Raw genomic sequence first — 15,003 nt, 5'->3', positions numbered from 1 at the left:
CGGTAAAACGTGCTTTTTTCATAGAAATCTCCCCGATTCAGATTACGAGAAATTCTACTTATAAACACACCGTTTTTTCGGGGGGATTACCGCACCATATAACGGTAACTGAGGTCGTCAACGGCATTGAAAGCGCACCTTCGGATCCGTTTATCGTCAACATTGATACCAAGTTTGCCAGACCGATTCTGGACAGTGTCATCGTGCATCAGGGCGGTGACGAAATCGCACTGCTAGACGACGGGAAAACGTATGACAGTCGCCCGGTGCTGCACGGTCATGCCGAAGCCAATAGCATGGTAACTATTCGCCTCGCGACAATGGGTTCCAATGAGACTATCTATACTGGAAGTGTCATTGCCGGAGAGGATGGAAACTGGGTTTATCAGTTGAATACCCTGGAAGCCCAGAATAGCTATTCAATTACTCTCGGTGGTAAGGATGCTGCCGGGAATACTCTCGGCACCAACTCGGGGGACGAATATCATTTTCAATTCCTTTCGGGTGAACCAGTAATCTACTATTGCATTGATAATGACGCCGCAACTATACATGTTGATAATGGCGGCACTACTGATGACCGCACGCCTAAACTGGGTGGCGGCGGTATTCCCGATGCCACGGTAACTATCTACGACGGAAATAACGTTATTGGCACGACAAAGTCGGGAAGCGATGGATCGTGGTCTTTCACTCCTCCTTCCCGGCTTGGGCTGGGTGAGCATGATTTCACCATCACAATGACCGACGCCTCGGGTCACACCAGCGCGCATTCTGGTATATATGAAATTAATGTTGTGCAGGGAGGAACCCCAACACCTGAGCCAACACCTGACCCAACACCAGACCCGACGCCGAACCCGGCACCCTCAGTGCCATTGGTTATCACAACCGAAAACGGTCAGGCTTTAAGCGGTAATATAGATATTTATAATGGTGCGGTAACGTTGGCCGGAACCGGCAACCCTTCATACCCTGGTAATTCTTCCTGGCAGGCTAATGTATACTTTAATATTAATGGGCAAGAAGTACGCTACTCAACGCCAATTGATGCAAATGGTCACTGGTCAATGAGTATTACGGGCCTCAATCTCCCTAATGATGCGATACAGAGCGTTCACTTAACAGCAAGTACAGACAATGCAGGAGTGGACGGTGGTTTTTACAGCCTGACTGTTCATGAGGGGGGCCTACAGACTTTACTCGCAGTAGAGGACCTTTCTTCAACACATCACGTTATTGACGAGCACTCAGTTTCCTTACATTCAGATGCTAATCATGACGCTGCACCTTCAGCAGATACTCTGGCGCAGCCTGAACCCGGTGAGACGCAGCCTGGTCAATCTATTCACGATGCTGGGCAGGAGCCTGTTACTCTGACACTGGATCAGATCCTGAGTGAAGCGCATGACAACCTGTTTATTCAGGATGGTCATAAGCAGTTGGCGGTGACGGGTGATGCGGGTGACGTGGTTGAACTGAAAGTTGAAGATCTTGCGCATAACGCCTGGCAGGATGTTGGCCAGGTTACGGCGGGTGGTGTTCAGTATGAGGTTTACCAGCATACTGGCAGCCATGTTGAGTTACTGGTACAGCACGGTGTAGAGCTTCATCAGGTTTCATAATCTGCTGATACTCTTCAGAGACCGTCTCATTCCCGGCTCCGGTCGGAGTTAATGAAATCAATCCACACCCTGAAGGCGTAAGCTGACAGGGTGTTTTTACTTGTCGTGGATCAGTATGTCGGAAGGTCTCTAAAAGTGAATGGTTCGGTTAAGCAGGATACTTACACATCAGCGAGCATCTCGACCAGAAATCTACCGGAACCCCAGAAAGCAAAAAACCAGCCCTTAGGCTGGTTTCTTTAAATAGTGGTGCCCGGACTCGGAATCGAACCAAGGACACGGGGATTTTCAATCCCCTGCTCTACCGACTGAGCTATCCGGGCAACGGGGCGAATTAAACCCTAATCAGCGATTGGCGTCAACCCAAATCACGGAAAACTGACGCGTTTGCTTAACTTTACGGCAGTTTGCGCAGTTTCGCTGCGATTAGTCTCAGGGGGTCGCCTGTCAGGTTAATGCACCACCCGAACGGCACTGGGCAAAGCGCAAAATATCTTCAGCCAGACGCTGCGCGGTGTCCACATCCTGTTGACTGCGCTTGACCAGCAAACGGCTAAGACAGCCTTCCAGCACCAGCTCCATCTGCTTTGCAACCATCGTTGGGTCATCAATTTCAAGCTGGGTCAGCAGGTCATGAGTGAATTCATGAGCGGCACGTTTTTGCCGTTCCGCCATCTGATGAATCGGGTGCTCAGGATCCGGATAAAAGGTACAGGCAGCGATAAACAGACAGCCGGGATAGCGATGGTTGCTCACACATTCGGTTAGCGCGTTATAGCGGGCCATCAGCTTTTGTTCGCTGCTCAGTTCCTCATTCAGCATAAGCTGACGACGCCAGATATCGACTTGCTGACTCAGATAGCGCAGGACGTCATACAGAAGCGCTTCTTTATCGGGCCAGAAACGCTTCAGGGCATCGAGCTGCGTGTCGGTCGCATCGGCAACCATCTCCAGCGTTGTGTCAGCAATCCCTTTGAGTTCAAGTAATTGCAGGGCTTTTCCCAATACTTCTTCGCGTTGCACGGCTTTGTCCTCCGTTAATCCCTTTAAAAGTGTCGTTTACCGGGCCAGTTTCTGCAAATGCGCGTGAAACGCGGCGGCATCCATAAACCCGGCAACCCGCATGGCTGGGATCTCTTTTCCTGCGGGATCAAAAAACAGAATGGTCGGCAGGCCAGGAACTTGCAACTCTTTAAGCAGGGCAGCATCCTGGGCTGTGTTGCGCGTCACGTCGGCTTGCAGCAAAACGCTGTTTTTCAGCGCCTGCTGGACCTGCGGATCGCTAAAGGTGTATTTCTCAAATTCTTTACAGGCCACGCACCAGTCGGCGTACAGGTCGAGCATTACCGGTTTACCGTTCGCCCTGGCCAGCGCCTGGTTCAGCTCATCGACATTGGCGATGCGTGTGAAATTTAAGTGTGCTTGTTGCTGGGTTTGCACCCCGCCAAAAGCCCAATCCTGCAATGGGCGCACGCTAACCAGCGCCGCTGCCAGCAGAATGATTTGCACCACTCGCATCCACGGTTTGCTGGCCGTCAGACTGGTGATAAATGCCCAGCCAAAGAAGGCGATGCCGAGCATCGACCACAGCCGTAGCCCCCACACATCGCCAATAATCCGCTCAAGCAGGAACACTGGCAGGGCGAGGATCACAAAGCCAAAGGCAATTTTAACCTGCGCCATCCACGGGCCGCTTTTCGGCAACAGGCGGTTACCGAAGACGGTGACCAGAATCAGCGGTAAACCCATGCCCAGCGCGTACAAATAGAGCGTGCCGCCACCGAGCCAGAGGTTACCACTTTGCGCGATATACAGCAGGATGGCGCTGAGCGGGGCGGTGGTGCAGGGCGAGCAGATCAATCCGGCGATCGCCCCCATCACAAATACACCGCCCGCCGAACCGCCTTGCTGACGGTTGCTCATCAACGTCAGACGCGTTTGCAGCGATGAAGGCAGTTGCAGGCTGAACAAACCAAACATCGACAGCGCCAGCAGGATAAATACCGCAGAGAGGCCAATCAGCACGTAAGGATGCTGGAGCGCAGCCTGGAATTTTAGCCCAGCCGCCGCCACCACCAAACCCAGCGCGGTATAGGTCAGCGCCATGCCCTGAACATAGATAAACGCCAGCAGCAGTGCACGTCCGGTAGAAAGGCGCTGTTGACCACCGAGGACAATCCCGGAAATCAGCGGATACATCGGCAACACGCAGGGCGTAAAGGCGATGCCGATGCCGATCAGCAGTGCCCATAATGCTGAAAATGGCAGGGATGTGGTCTCAGCGGCGGTGTCGTCTTTCACCTCGGTTTGCTGTTGTGCAGCAGGCGCAGGAATGGCCTCTGAGGCTACTACTTCGCTCAGTGGCACCACTTTGGTTTCCGGCGGATAGCAGAATCCAGCCTCGGCGCAGCCTTGATAGGTAACGGTCAGGGTTGCCCCTTTGCTGGCTTCGGTAACCGTGACCGGCAGTGTGAGCTGATGGCGATAAATTTCACTTTTGCCAAAGAACTCGTCTTCATGCCACTCGCCGTCAGGCAGCTGTAAGGGGGCGACTGAGGCCTGTGCCGGGGTTACCGCTATCTGTTTGCGATAAAGATAGTAGCCGTCTTTAATTTGCCAGCTGAGGTTCAGGTCATGCGCATTCTGCTGAAAATCAAAAGCAAATGCCTGGTCGGCAGGAATAAAATTGGAGCGGCCGGGCGCGTCAAACAGCCCGGCAAAGGCCGATGTGCTGCACAGCAGCAGGATCAGCGTAATGAATCGTTGAGCCATGAGAGGTATGTGTTGTCTCCGTGGGTAACGGGTAAAACCAGCAGTTCTGGCGTTTGATACGGGTGATGTGACTTCAGGCACTCCAGCAGCTTCTGCTGATGTTCCGTGTCGGATTTCAGCAGCATCTGCACTTCATACTCTTGCTCCAGCTTGCCCTCCCAGTAGTAGAGCGACGTGGCACCCGGCAGGAGAGTGACGCAGGCGGCAAGCTTTTCAGCCAGCACTTTGGCGGCCAGATCCTGGGCCGTAGCTTCATCCGGGGCGGTACAGAGTACAACAACTGCATCAGGCAGGGTCATCTTCAACCTCGTATCGGCGAAAAAAGGCACTATAGCATGATGCGGGGGAGGGGGATGAATGCGTCGGGCCGCTGAGCAGCCCGACTTTAACTAATTTTACACCCTGGAGGGTTTAGAGGATGAAGCTGCCCAGCAGGAAGCCGAAACAGACGGCGAAGACCACGCCCATGGTGCCCGGAATAAAGAACGGATGGTTAAACACGAAGCGGCCAATGCGCGTGGTGCCGGTGTCGTCCATCTGTACCGCGGCGACAAGCGTTGGGTAGGTCGGCAGAATAAACAGGCCCGAGACGGCAGCAAACGAGGCCACGGCGGTCAGCGGCGTGACGTTCAGTGCCAATGCCATCGGCATCAATGCTTTCGCGGTGGCGGCCTGGGAATAGAGCAGCGCGGATGCGAAGAAGAAAATGACCGCCAGCAGCCACGGATGGCCCTGAATCACGGTGCCCGCGGTCTCTTTGATCCAATCGATGTTTGCCGAAACGAAGGTATCGCCCAGCCAGGCCACGCCCAAAATACAGATACAGGCGCTCATCCCGGCCTTAAAGGTGCTGGAACTGAGGATGCTGTCGGTTTCCACGTCACACAGAATGGTGGTCAGGGTGGCGACGCTGAGCATGATAATCAGGATGGCGTTGGTGGTGTTCATTAGCGGTGTGGCGACCAGCCCCAGGCTTGGGCTGTTGATGATGGCATACGCCACCACGCAGAGTACTCCGAGCAGGAACATCAGCACCGACAGTTTTGCCCGCGGTTTGATTTCCATCTGGCGTTCGCCACGCAGTTCAACCAGGCCTTCTTCCAGACGCTTGAGGTACACCGGGTCATCGGAAAGCTTAGAGTTAAACAGCATGGTAACGAGGAACGACATCAGCAACACCGCCAGCAGCGTCGATGGGATAACCACCGACAGCAGATGAATGTAGCTCACGCCGTGGCCTTCCAGCACCGAAGACATGTACACCACCGCAGCGGAGATCGGGGATGCGGTAATGGCAATCTGGGCTGCCACGACGGCGGTGGAGAGTGGACGGCAGGGCTTAATACCCTGTTCTTTTGCCACTTCGGCAATCACGGGCAGCGTCGCCAGCGAAATGTTACCGGTGCCAGCAAAAATGGTCAGGAAGTAGGTGACGACAGGCGCAAGGATGGTGATGTATTTCGGGTTCTTACGCAGCAGTTTTTCCGTTTGATTGACGAGATAGTCCAGGCCACCGGCAATTTGCATCGCCGAGATAGCCGCGATGACCGCCATGATGATGGAAATAACGTCAAACGGGATATGTCCCGGCTTGACGCCAATGATGGCCAGTACCAATACGCCTAATCCACCGGCGTAACCGATGCCAATCCCTCCGAGTCGGGCGCCAAGAAAAATCGCCGCTAATACAATGATAAGTTCGATGACTATCATGATCGCTTCCCTTGATTGTTAGATGTTGGATACTTAAATGTTATTTTTTTGATGTTCTATATAAAAAAAAGGCACGTCACTGCTGACGTGCCTCGCATGATTTTAACCTGAATTATTACTGTTCGCTTTCATCGGTAAAACGCTTCGCTTTATAGGCCGGGTGCATCAGGTTTTGTGGAGAGAAGATATCGTCCAGCTCTGCTTCGGTCAGCAGACCACGCTCCAGGACGACTTCACGCACGCTCTTCCCGGTTTCCGCACAAATTTTGCCGACGATATCGCCGTTGTGGTGACCAATAAACGGGTTGAGGTAGGTGACGATGCCGATGGAGTTATAGACGTAGCTCTCGCACACTTCTTTGTTGGCGGTAATGCCGTTGATGCATTTTTCCAGCAGGTTGTAGCAGGCGTTGGTCAGGATGTGGATAGATTCAAACATCGCCTGGCCAATCACTGGCTCCATCACGTTCAGCTGCAGCTGTCCCGCTTCAGAAGCCATGGTCACGGTGGTGTCGTTACCGATCACTTTAAAGCACACCTGGTTGACGACTTCCGGCACGACCGGGTTCACTTTGGCTGGCATGATAGACGAACCGGCCTGCAGTTCTGGCAGGTTGATTTCGTTCAGGCCAGCGCGCGGGCCGGAGGAGAGCAGGCGCAGGTCGTTACAGATTTTCGACAGTTTCACCGCCAGACGTTTCAGGGCACTGTGAACCATCACGTATGCGCCACAGTCGGAGGTGGCTTCAATCAGGTCTTCGGCAGGCACTACCGGCATGTTGGCTACTTCAGCCAGTTTCTGCACCGCCAACTGCTGATAGCCATCCGGCGTGTTCAGACGCGTCCCGATGGCGGTTGCGCCCAGGTTCACTTCGAGCAGCAGTTCGGCAGTGCGCAGCAGGTTTTTGGTTTCCTCATTCAACAGCACGTTAAACGCGTGGAATTCCTGACCGAGGGTCATCGGCACCGCGTCCTGAAGCTGGGTGCGACCCATTTTCAGTATGTCCTGGAATTCAATGGATTTCCGCTGGAAGCCATCACCTAACTGATTGATAGCGTCAATTAATTTCACCACGGAGGCATATACCGCGATACGGAAACCAGTGGGGTAAGCGTCGTTGGTCGACTGGCATCTGTTGACGTGATCGTTAGGGTTCAGATACTGATATTCCCCTTTCTGGTGTCCCATCAGCTCCAGGCCAATGTTCGCCAGCACTTCATTGGTGTTCATGTTCACCGAGGTGCCCGCGCCGCCCTGATAGACGTCGACCGGGAACTGGTCCATGCATTTACCGTTGTTCAGCACTTCATCACAGGCGGCAATAATGGCGTCGGCAACCCCTTTCGGGATGGTGTGCAGCTCTTTATTCGCCAGTGCGGCGGCTTTCTTCACCATGACCATCCCGCGGACAAATTCCGGGATGTCGCTGATTTTGCTGTTGCTAATGTAGAAGTTTTCAATCGCTCTCAGAGTATGGACACCATAGTAAGCGTCCGCTGGAACTTCCCTGGTACCCAACAAATCTTCTTCGATACGAATGTTGTTTAACATGTGAACCTTCTTGATTAAGCTGCTAATGAATTCACCCTACACACAGGATGAGTGGGGTCATGTGTGTTTTTTGGCCGACGATTATTTCCTTAATCGACCCGGTGCCCATGATCATATGCTGATAATAGCGAATTGCCGTAATCTGGATCACTTATTATGCGCCGATCCGCATCAGATTTATTAATCTGTGAAATGAATCACCGCATTAACCGTGCGGGGAAAAAGAGCGCTGACGCCGATTGAAAACGGCAATTTTGCCTCCATCTCCAGATCACGCGAATCGCAAACTCATTCAAACAGGCGCCGGGAGCGGCTGTTGCTCAACAGGAGAAACCAGTGCGCTGGATACCTTTTATTGCCTTTTTTTTATACGTTTATATTGAGATCTCGATATTCATTCAGGTCGCGCATGTATTGGGCGTACTGCTGACTCTGATTCTGGTGATCTTCACCTCGATTATCGGGATGTCGCTGGTACGTAACCAGGGCTTCAAAAACCTCGTGATGATGCAGCAGAAGATGCAGGCAGGTGAAAGCCCGGCGGCAGAGATGATCAAAAGCGTGTCGCTGATTATCTCCGGTCTGTTGTTGATTTTACCGGGCTTCTTTACCGATTTCCTCGGTCTGTTACTGCTGTTGCCGCCGGTGCAAAAACACCTGACGCTCAAACTGATGCCGCATCTGCGCTTCGTGCGTACGCCTGGCGGCGGGTTTACCGCCGGTAATACAGGTGGGGATACTTTCGAAGGGGAATACCAGCGCAAGGACCAGGAGCGCGACCGTCTGGAAGACAAAGACGATCGCTAATGAATTGTGCCCGGCGACATTGCGTTCGCCGGGTGTCAAATTAAGCGTGGACTCTGCCGCGCTTGGGCAAAAACAGCCACAGTGCCGCCAGCATAATAATGGCGTACAGACTTTTCAGGCCAAGCATTGCCATTAAAAGCACGCACAACACCCCGCCAATCACCGCCAAAACTCTATATCGCCCTTTCAACAGACGGCAACCGGCCAGCATACACAGCAAATAAATCATGATGAAAATGCCGTTGGCATAGACGATCAGCGCTTGCAGATTAATGCTCAATGTATAAATGCCCAGGGTACTCAGCACGCAGCAGCCCAGTACCGCATTGAGTGCATTAATCGGCAATCGGCGGGGCGAAAGCTGCGCCAGCCGGCTGTCAGGCCGATACTGTGCCTGCGACCACACCATGCTGGCGAAGCTCTGAATATAGATATTCAGGCTCGCGAAGCAGGCCAGAAAACCCACCACGCTAGCAATCCATAATGCTTTCACGCCGAACAACGTCACCACGATGGACGGCAATGACGCCGCGGCGGCTTTCTCTGCCCCGAAGGCGTGGAAATGAAGCACCAGCACGGTACAGGCCCAGTAAACCGCACCCGCTAAAAGTAGGCCAATCATCAACGCTCGCGGGAAATCACGTTCCGGTTGTTTGAATTCGGACGCCATGTGGGCGAATGCTTCCAGGCCCACGAAGCACCAGAACATCACCGACAGCGCGGCGAAAAGCTGCGAGTGGTCGACGCTGGCAATTGGCGGGAACGGAATGGCGGACAGCGTAATATCACCCGCCCACCATAGGGCCACAATCAGTGCGACAATCGCAGCTGCGACCAGCGTTTGCAGATTCGCGCTGGTGCTGGCTCCGCGAGAACCCACCCACCAGATGATGCCGAGCGTACCGAGTTCCGCCAGCAGCAGCTGTTCATCGTGCCAGCCAAACAGTGCCTGGCTAAAACCGGTGGCAATGTGCAGCGCCGCAGGCAGGCCGACCGGGATAACCGACAGAAACAGCCAGCCGGTCACCCGCTCAAGGCGCGGGCCAAACGCCATGCCGACAAAATGCGCCACGCCACCGGCGCTGGGGAAATGACGGCCTAACACTGCAAAGACAACCGCAATAGGGAAGACCAGAAGAATAAGCGCGGGCCACGCCCACAGACTGTTGTCGCCCGCGACCAGCGCACCCAGCGCCGGAACGGCAAAAACGGCGGTGCCGAGCAGCGAAGTAGACAACAGCCCCACGCCCTGCGCCAGCCCCAGCTCTTGTTTCAAACCACTCATCACATCAACCTGTTGCAAGAAAGTGAGCATCGTAGCACTTCAGGGACGAGTGGCGTTTTGTGAGAACAGCACAATCAAAAAATTTTTTTAGATTTGCCCCTTGAAGGGATACAAGGCGGCCCCCATCTCTCAGGTCACTAGCCGGTAAACCACTGCGGCCCGGCGTCACCCATAACTGATAAAGACTTTCTCAAAGGAGAGCTATCAATGAGTATTCGTCCGTTACATGATCGTGTGATCGTCAAACGTAAAGAAGTTGAATCCAAATCTGCGGGCGGCATCGTTCTGACCGGTTCAGCAGCAGGCAAATCAACTCGTGGCGAAATCATCGCTGTCGGTAAAGGCCGCATCCTGGAAAACGGTACAGTGCAGCCACTGGACGTGAAAGTGGGCGACATCGTTATTTTCAACGATGGCTACGGCGTGAAGTCCGAGAAGATCGACAACGAAGAAGTCCTGATCATGTCCGAAAGCGACATTCTGGCAATTGTTGAAGCGTAATCCACGCGCACACTGAACGAATTTGAGGAATAAAGAACATGGCAGCTAAAGACGTAAAATTCGGTAACGACGCTCGTGTGAAAATGCTGCGCGGCGTGAACGTACTGGCAGATGCAGTGAAAGTTACCCTCGGTCCTAAAGGCCGTAACGTGGTTCTGGATAAATCTTTCGGTGCACCGACCATCACCAAAGACGGTGTTTCCGTAGCACGTGAAATCGAACTGGAAGACAAGTTCGAAAACATGGGCGCGCAGATGGTTAAAGAAGTTGCCTCTAAAGCGAACGACGCTGCAGGCGACGGTACCACTACCGCAACCGTATTGGCTCAGTCCATCATCACCGAAGGTCTGAAAGCCGTTGCTGCGGGCATGAACCCAATGGATCTGAAACGCGGTATCGACAAAGCTGTTGCTGCGGCCGTTGAAGAACTGAAAACCCTGTCCGTACCGTGCTCTGACTCTAAAGCTATCGCTCAGGTAGGCACCATCTCCGCTAACTCCGACGAAACCGTGGGTAAACTCATCGCAGAAGCGATGGATAAAGTGGGCAAAGAAGGCGTTATCACCGTTGAAGACGGTACCGGTCTGCAGGACGAACTGGACGTGGTTGAAGGTATGCAGTTCGACCGTGGCTACCTGTCCCCGTACTTCATCAACAAGCCAGAAACTGGCGCGGTAGAGCTGGAAAGCCCGTTCATTCTGCTGGCTGACAAAAAAATCTCCAACATCCGCGAAATGCTGCCAGTGCTGGAAGCCGTTGCGAAAGCAGGCAAGCCGCTGGTTATCATTGCTGAAGACGTTGAAGGCGAAGCACTGGCAACGCTGGTGGTTAACACCATGCGTGGCATCGTGAAAGTGGCTGCGGTTAAAGCACCTGGCTTCGGCGACCGTCGTAAAGCTATGCTGCAGGACATCGCCACCCTGACCGGCGGTACCGTCATCTCTGAAGAGATCGGTATGGAGCTGGAAAAAGCGACTCTGGAAGACCTGGGTCAGGCGAAACGCGTTGTTATCAACAAAGACACCACCACCATCATCGATGGCGTGGGTGAAGAAGCGGCAATTCAGGGTCGTGTGACTCAGATTCGCCAGCAGATTGAAGAAGCAACCTCTGACTACGATCGTGAAAAACTGCAGGAACGTGTAGCGAAACTGGCTGGCGGCGTTGCCGTTATCAAAGTTGGCGCCGCGACTGAAGTTGAAATGAAAGAGAAGAAAGCGCGCGTTGAAGATGCCCTGCACGCAACCCGTGCTGCGGTAGAAGAAGGCGTGGTTGCTGGCGGTGGCGTTGCGCTGATCCGTGTAGCAAGCAAGCTGGGCGAACTGCGTGGCCTGAACGAAGACCAGAACGTGGGTATCAAAGTTGCGCTGCGCGCAATGGAAGCTCCACTGCGTCAGATCGTGCTGAACTGCGGTGAAGAGCCATCTGTAGTGGCTAACACCGTGAAAGCGGGCGACGGTAACTACGGTTATAACGCAGCGACCGAAGAATACGGCAACATGATCGACATGGGTATCCTGGACCCAACCAAAGTGACCCGTTCTGCACTGCAGTACGCAGCCTCTGTTGCTGGCCTGATGATCACCACCGAATGTATGGTGACTGACATGCCTAAAGGCGACGCGCCTGACTTAGGTGCTGGCGGTATGGGTGGCATGGGCGGCATGGGCGGCATGATGTAATAGCCCATTTCTTATCCTTTATTAAAGGGTAAGGATGCTCAAAAAGGACAAGCCGAAAGGCTTGTCCTTTTTTTATTTCTGTATTCATACGAAATATAGAATCAAATAATTACCGCAACATTTAACGCTGTCCATTAAATATTAATTAAAGAGCCTCGTGTTTTCTGACAATATCCGATTTTTTTAGACTATTTATGAATGATCATTCAAACTGATCATTAATTTATGAATGATCTGATTTAAAAATATTATTAGCGGGGGTGATCAGTTACTACAGATTATGCCTGTTTGTATATTGATATATTCCTAATTTTTCGATGATGCTCACTTTCAACGAGCAAAAAGATGTTTTTTTGTTCTACCATGCAATCGCTGGTTTTGAATGGGTGAAAGCAGGGAATTGAGCAACGGTTCTATTTCGTTCATTGCTGCACTTTTCTTTAGATTTTACTATGTATATAGCCAGCGGAGTCGTTTCACGACGTATGGCAAGGTAGACTTTAAATCAAAGGATAGATTGTAATGAAAAATGCTATTTCCGCGTTAAAGCGCAAAGCAAATCAATATCAAGAACTAAAAAAACAACGTGGTGTGACCTTATTGGAAATCATCATCGTTCTGGGGATTATCGGTATTATCGCAGCAGGTGTGGTAGTTCTGGCGCAACGAGCGTTCTTCACTCAAGATATTAGCGATCTTGCGGACAGTGCTAACACGATCGATGTCTCCACCGTTGACGGTTTTGGTAAGGATGGCGGATATCCTGCTGGCGGTGAAGCCGCACTTGGATTTGCTGATGAAACAGCGCTGAAAACGGATGCGTCTGGCGATATTCTGGCAACCTTGTACAAGATGGGAAAAATTTCCAATTCTGAAGCCCGAAACAGTATCTCTGGTGACTACTTTGTCATCCAGGGGGTACCGACTGTCGCCGACGCAACAGACCTGAAAGGGTTTGTTCTCAGTGTTAATGGCCTGGATATGGAACAATGTCGTGCATTACTTGGACAGGTTGCAGGTGACTGGGAATATGTTGAAGTGACCACAGCTGCTTCCGGCGCAGCCCCTACGCTGCCAACATCTCTCGATGTGGAAACAGCCGCAATCCCTGCCGCGGGTACCATTTTACCGCTTAACACCGTGGGTGTTCTGAAAAGTCTGGCGGTATCAACAAACCGCGATCTGAATAGTGCAGACTATGCAATGGCCTGTGCTGATTCCAGCACAAACGCCATTAACTTAGGTAGCCGTTAATATTTTACCGTAAGCCTGATACAAACGCCTCCTTTTGGGGGCGTTATTTGTATGCCGAATAGCATGGTAAGTGAAATGTCGCTAACGAAAAAGAGTAAGGGTTTTACGTTGCTCGAAATGATTATCGTCATGGGCATCATGGGGATTATTCTTGCCACGATAACGGTATACAAAAAAAGACAAATAGAGGCCGTAGGTAGGCAAAATCTGGCGAATGTGGTCGTTGGGGATATCTATGGTTTGCTAACCTTTGCTAATGAGGATGTCATTGGTGTCGATGAAAATGGTGATGGCCATGCTGACGTTCTTAGTCTTGATAATCCGCTTTATGATAAAAAGTATGTTCCCAATGGTGACCTTAAAAACAAAACCTACAGCCAGCGCGTATCCAACATCGCCCTTACGGATGAGATAGATAATTCAGGTAATTATATTCAGTGGGATAATAGTAAGGCGCGTGGATATTTCACCAGCAAATCCTGTAAGAATGGGAATAACAGTGTCGCGGAAGGAACATTTTTCAAAGAGTATCTCTCCTGCAACCAACCCACGAACAGTAGTCAACGGGCTCTGGTATTAGAGCGTGTGGACATGGTAGGCGATGAACAGACGCACTCCATCGATCGTATCGATTTTATTGTTGCTTATAATCCTGGCCCCACCAAAAGCAGCGACGTGCAGAAATTTTCTATTGAAAACTACACCACTGCGTTTAGTGAAGCTTTTGCTCACTATGGCCTGGTCTATTCTCGTGCCGACATGATTTATCGTTCTACGGCGATGAGTAGTACAGCCAACAATTATGGTAAGAACTGGACGTTGCTCAAACTAAAAGGGGCTGCATCTGAAGATGATGCGATTGCCTTTGGTAGCATGGCTTCGCATATGGATGAAGTTGCATTGAACATGCAGCAACTCGGTATTCGCTTCAGCTTTGCTGCGGGGGTGGGGAAATACCTGAAGTCTGATGGTTCCGTGGGCGCTGATAATCTCTGCTGGAATTCAACGGCAGGCACGATGACTCACTGCCTCAAAGTCAATGAAGGCACTAGCGGTGCGGATAGCAAAGGGCGAAATGATGAAGATGGCGTAATGCATTTAACCGCTGAAACGACGGATCCCGCAGATAAAGACCATACGGTGACCGGTACGTTAATGGCAAATGTGGTCTTCGAAGGCGAGGTATTTAACGCCCAAACGGGTAAGTTTGAACAAGCGTTAATGACTAACCCTGTGATCACCTACGAATCTTTTGGCAACACTAAGGGTAGCAACAGTGTAGTGATTGACGATCCCGAAAGCTATACAGCAGATGTGGCTGATGAACCGGGGAGCATTCAATTACCCGTACAGCCTTGCCCAACGCTACCTCCCGATCCTGATAACCCCAATCTATCAACTAAGAAAGCGTTAATGCCAAGAATGGTCGCCGCTATATCTTCTATCGTCGCAGATGCAGGGAAGAGTGAGAGCAGTGACGGATCGACGGCGAATGATAGTGATTTTGCCGATTTTATTAACAGTGGTGAAAACAGAACTGCCGCAAAAGGATTATTAGATCATCTCAGCGGCGTGGCAATTCAAGTAAACCTCGAGAAACCGAGCACGATTCAAGATGATTATAAAGGTGCTTATTGGATCATCAGCGCGACGACGGGTGTCTACGATAATGCTAGTGGTCAAGCAGTAAGCGTGATTAACCCCAGCTCACTTTCAGTCGTGTTGACCTCATGGTGTAGTTCAATTCCACAACCTGACTGGGAGGATGGTGGGAAGGGAGCGAGGCCACCAAAGATAAGTCCTTAATCAGGT

At 51.8% G+C, this 15,003-nt stretch carries 12 protein-coding genes and 1 tRNA gene; 6 read left to right on the top strand and 7 right to left on the bottom strand.

All coding sequences use genetic code 11. The annotated features are described in order from the left end of the window. Positions 1-1,625, top strand: a 1,625-nt coding sequence (locus ACG0Z5_RS20370; RefSeq protein ID WP_394450643.1) for an Ig-like domain-containing protein, incomplete at its 5' end; no start/stop codon positions are given. A gap of 247 nt (positions 1,626-1,872) precedes the next feature. Here ACG0Z5_RS20370 and ACG0Z5_RS20365 read toward each other — a convergent pair. The 6 genes from ACG0Z5_RS20365 to aspA all read right to left on the bottom strand — a co-directional run bounded on the left by ACG0Z5_RS20365 (position 1,873) and on the right by aspA (position 7,662). After that, positions 1,873-1,948, bottom strand: a tRNA-Phe gene (locus tag ACG0Z5_RS20365). Positions 1,949-2,072: 124 nt separating this feature from the next. Next, positions 2,073-2,648, bottom strand: a complete 576-nt coding sequence (locus tag ACG0Z5_RS20360) for a transcriptional regulator (RefSeq protein ID WP_394450641.1) — start codon at positions 2,646-2,648, stop codon at positions 2,073-2,075. A 36-nt stretch (positions 2,649-2,684) separates the two neighbouring features. Further along, complete coding sequence (locus ACG0Z5_RS20355; RefSeq protein WP_394450639.1) at positions 2,685-4,397, bottom strand: protein-disulfide reductase DsbD; 1,713 nt, start codon at positions 4,395-4,397, stop codon at positions 2,685-2,687. Continuing rightward, positions 4,373-4,696: a divalent cation tolerance protein CutA gene (cutA, locus tag ACG0Z5_RS20350; protein WP_394450637.1), complete on the bottom strand. Its 324-nt coding sequence runs from the start codon at positions 4,694-4,696 to the stop codon at positions 4,373-4,375. Before cutA ends, ACG0Z5_RS20355 begins: the two co-directional genes overlap by 25 nt. Before the next feature lie 112 nt (positions 4,697-4,808). Then, positions 4,809-6,110 (bottom strand): anaerobic C4-dicarboxylate transporter, encoded by a 1,302-nt coding sequence (locus ACG0Z5_RS20345; RefSeq protein ID WP_394450635.1) that lies wholly within the window; start codon positions 6,108-6,110, stop codon positions 4,809-4,811. 115 nt (positions 6,111-6,225) lie between these two features. After that, on the bottom strand, positions 6,226-7,662 hold the full coding sequence (aspA, locus tag ACG0Z5_RS20340) for an aspartate ammonia-lyase (protein ID WP_394450634.1): 1,437 nt from the start codon (positions 7,660-7,662) through the stop codon (positions 6,226-6,228). A 336-nt stretch (positions 7,663-7,998) separates the two neighbouring features. On the opposite strand from aspA, the gene ACG0Z5_RS20335 reads away from it, so the two are divergent. Beyond that, a complete protein-coding gene (locus ACG0Z5_RS20335; protein ID WP_394450633.1) occupies positions 7,999-8,469 on the top strand; it encodes an FxsA family protein in 471 nt (156 codons plus the stop codon). Positions 8,470-8,509: 40 nt separating this feature from the next. On the opposite strand, the gene yjeH is transcribed toward ACG0Z5_RS20335, so the two are convergent. After that, complete coding sequence (yjeH, locus tag ACG0Z5_RS20330; RefSeq protein ID WP_394450632.1) at positions 8,510-9,754, bottom strand: L-methionine/branched-chain amino acid transporter; 1,245 nt, start codon at positions 9,752-9,754, stop codon at positions 8,510-8,512. A gap of 207 nt (positions 9,755-9,961) precedes the next feature. Here yjeH and ACG0Z5_RS20325 point away from each other — a divergent pair, with 207 nt between their 5' ends. From ACG0Z5_RS20325 to ACG0Z5_RS20310, 4 genes are all read left to right on the top strand, one after another. Continuing rightward, positions 9,962-10,255, top strand: a complete 294-nt coding sequence (locus tag ACG0Z5_RS20325) for a co-chaperone GroES (RefSeq protein WP_013367964.1) — start codon at positions 9,962-9,964, stop codon at positions 10,253-10,255. A gap of 38 nt (positions 10,256-10,293) precedes the next feature. Continuing rightward, positions 10,294-11,937 (top strand): chaperonin GroEL, encoded by a 1,644-nt coding sequence (gene groL, locus ACG0Z5_RS20320; RefSeq protein ID WP_319629185.1) that lies wholly within the window; start codon positions 10,294-10,296, stop codon positions 11,935-11,937. A gap of 522 nt (positions 11,938-12,459) precedes the next feature. Continuing rightward, positions 12,460-13,191, top strand: coding sequence for a type IV pilus major pilin (locus ACG0Z5_RS20315; RefSeq protein WP_394450627.1), 732 nt, complete (start codon positions 12,460-12,462; stop codon positions 13,189-13,191). Positions 13,192-13,266: 75 nt separating this feature from the next. Continuing rightward, positions 13,267-14,997 carry a prepilin-type N-terminal cleavage/methylation domain-containing protein gene (locus ACG0Z5_RS20310; protein WP_394450625.1) on the top strand — a complete coding sequence of 577 codons (1,731 nt, stop codon included), beginning with the start codon at positions 13,267-13,269 and terminating at the stop codon, positions 14,995-14,997. Positions 14,998-15,003 lie beyond the last annotated feature (6 nt).

This window comes from Scandinavium sp. M-37 (genome assembly GCF_043558715.1).
Taxonomy (GTDB): domain Bacteria; phylum Pseudomonadota; class Gammaproteobacteria; order Enterobacterales; family Enterobacteriaceae; genus Scandinavium; species Scandinavium vulneris_A.
This window is presented reverse-complemented; position numbering and strand designations above follow the sequence as displayed.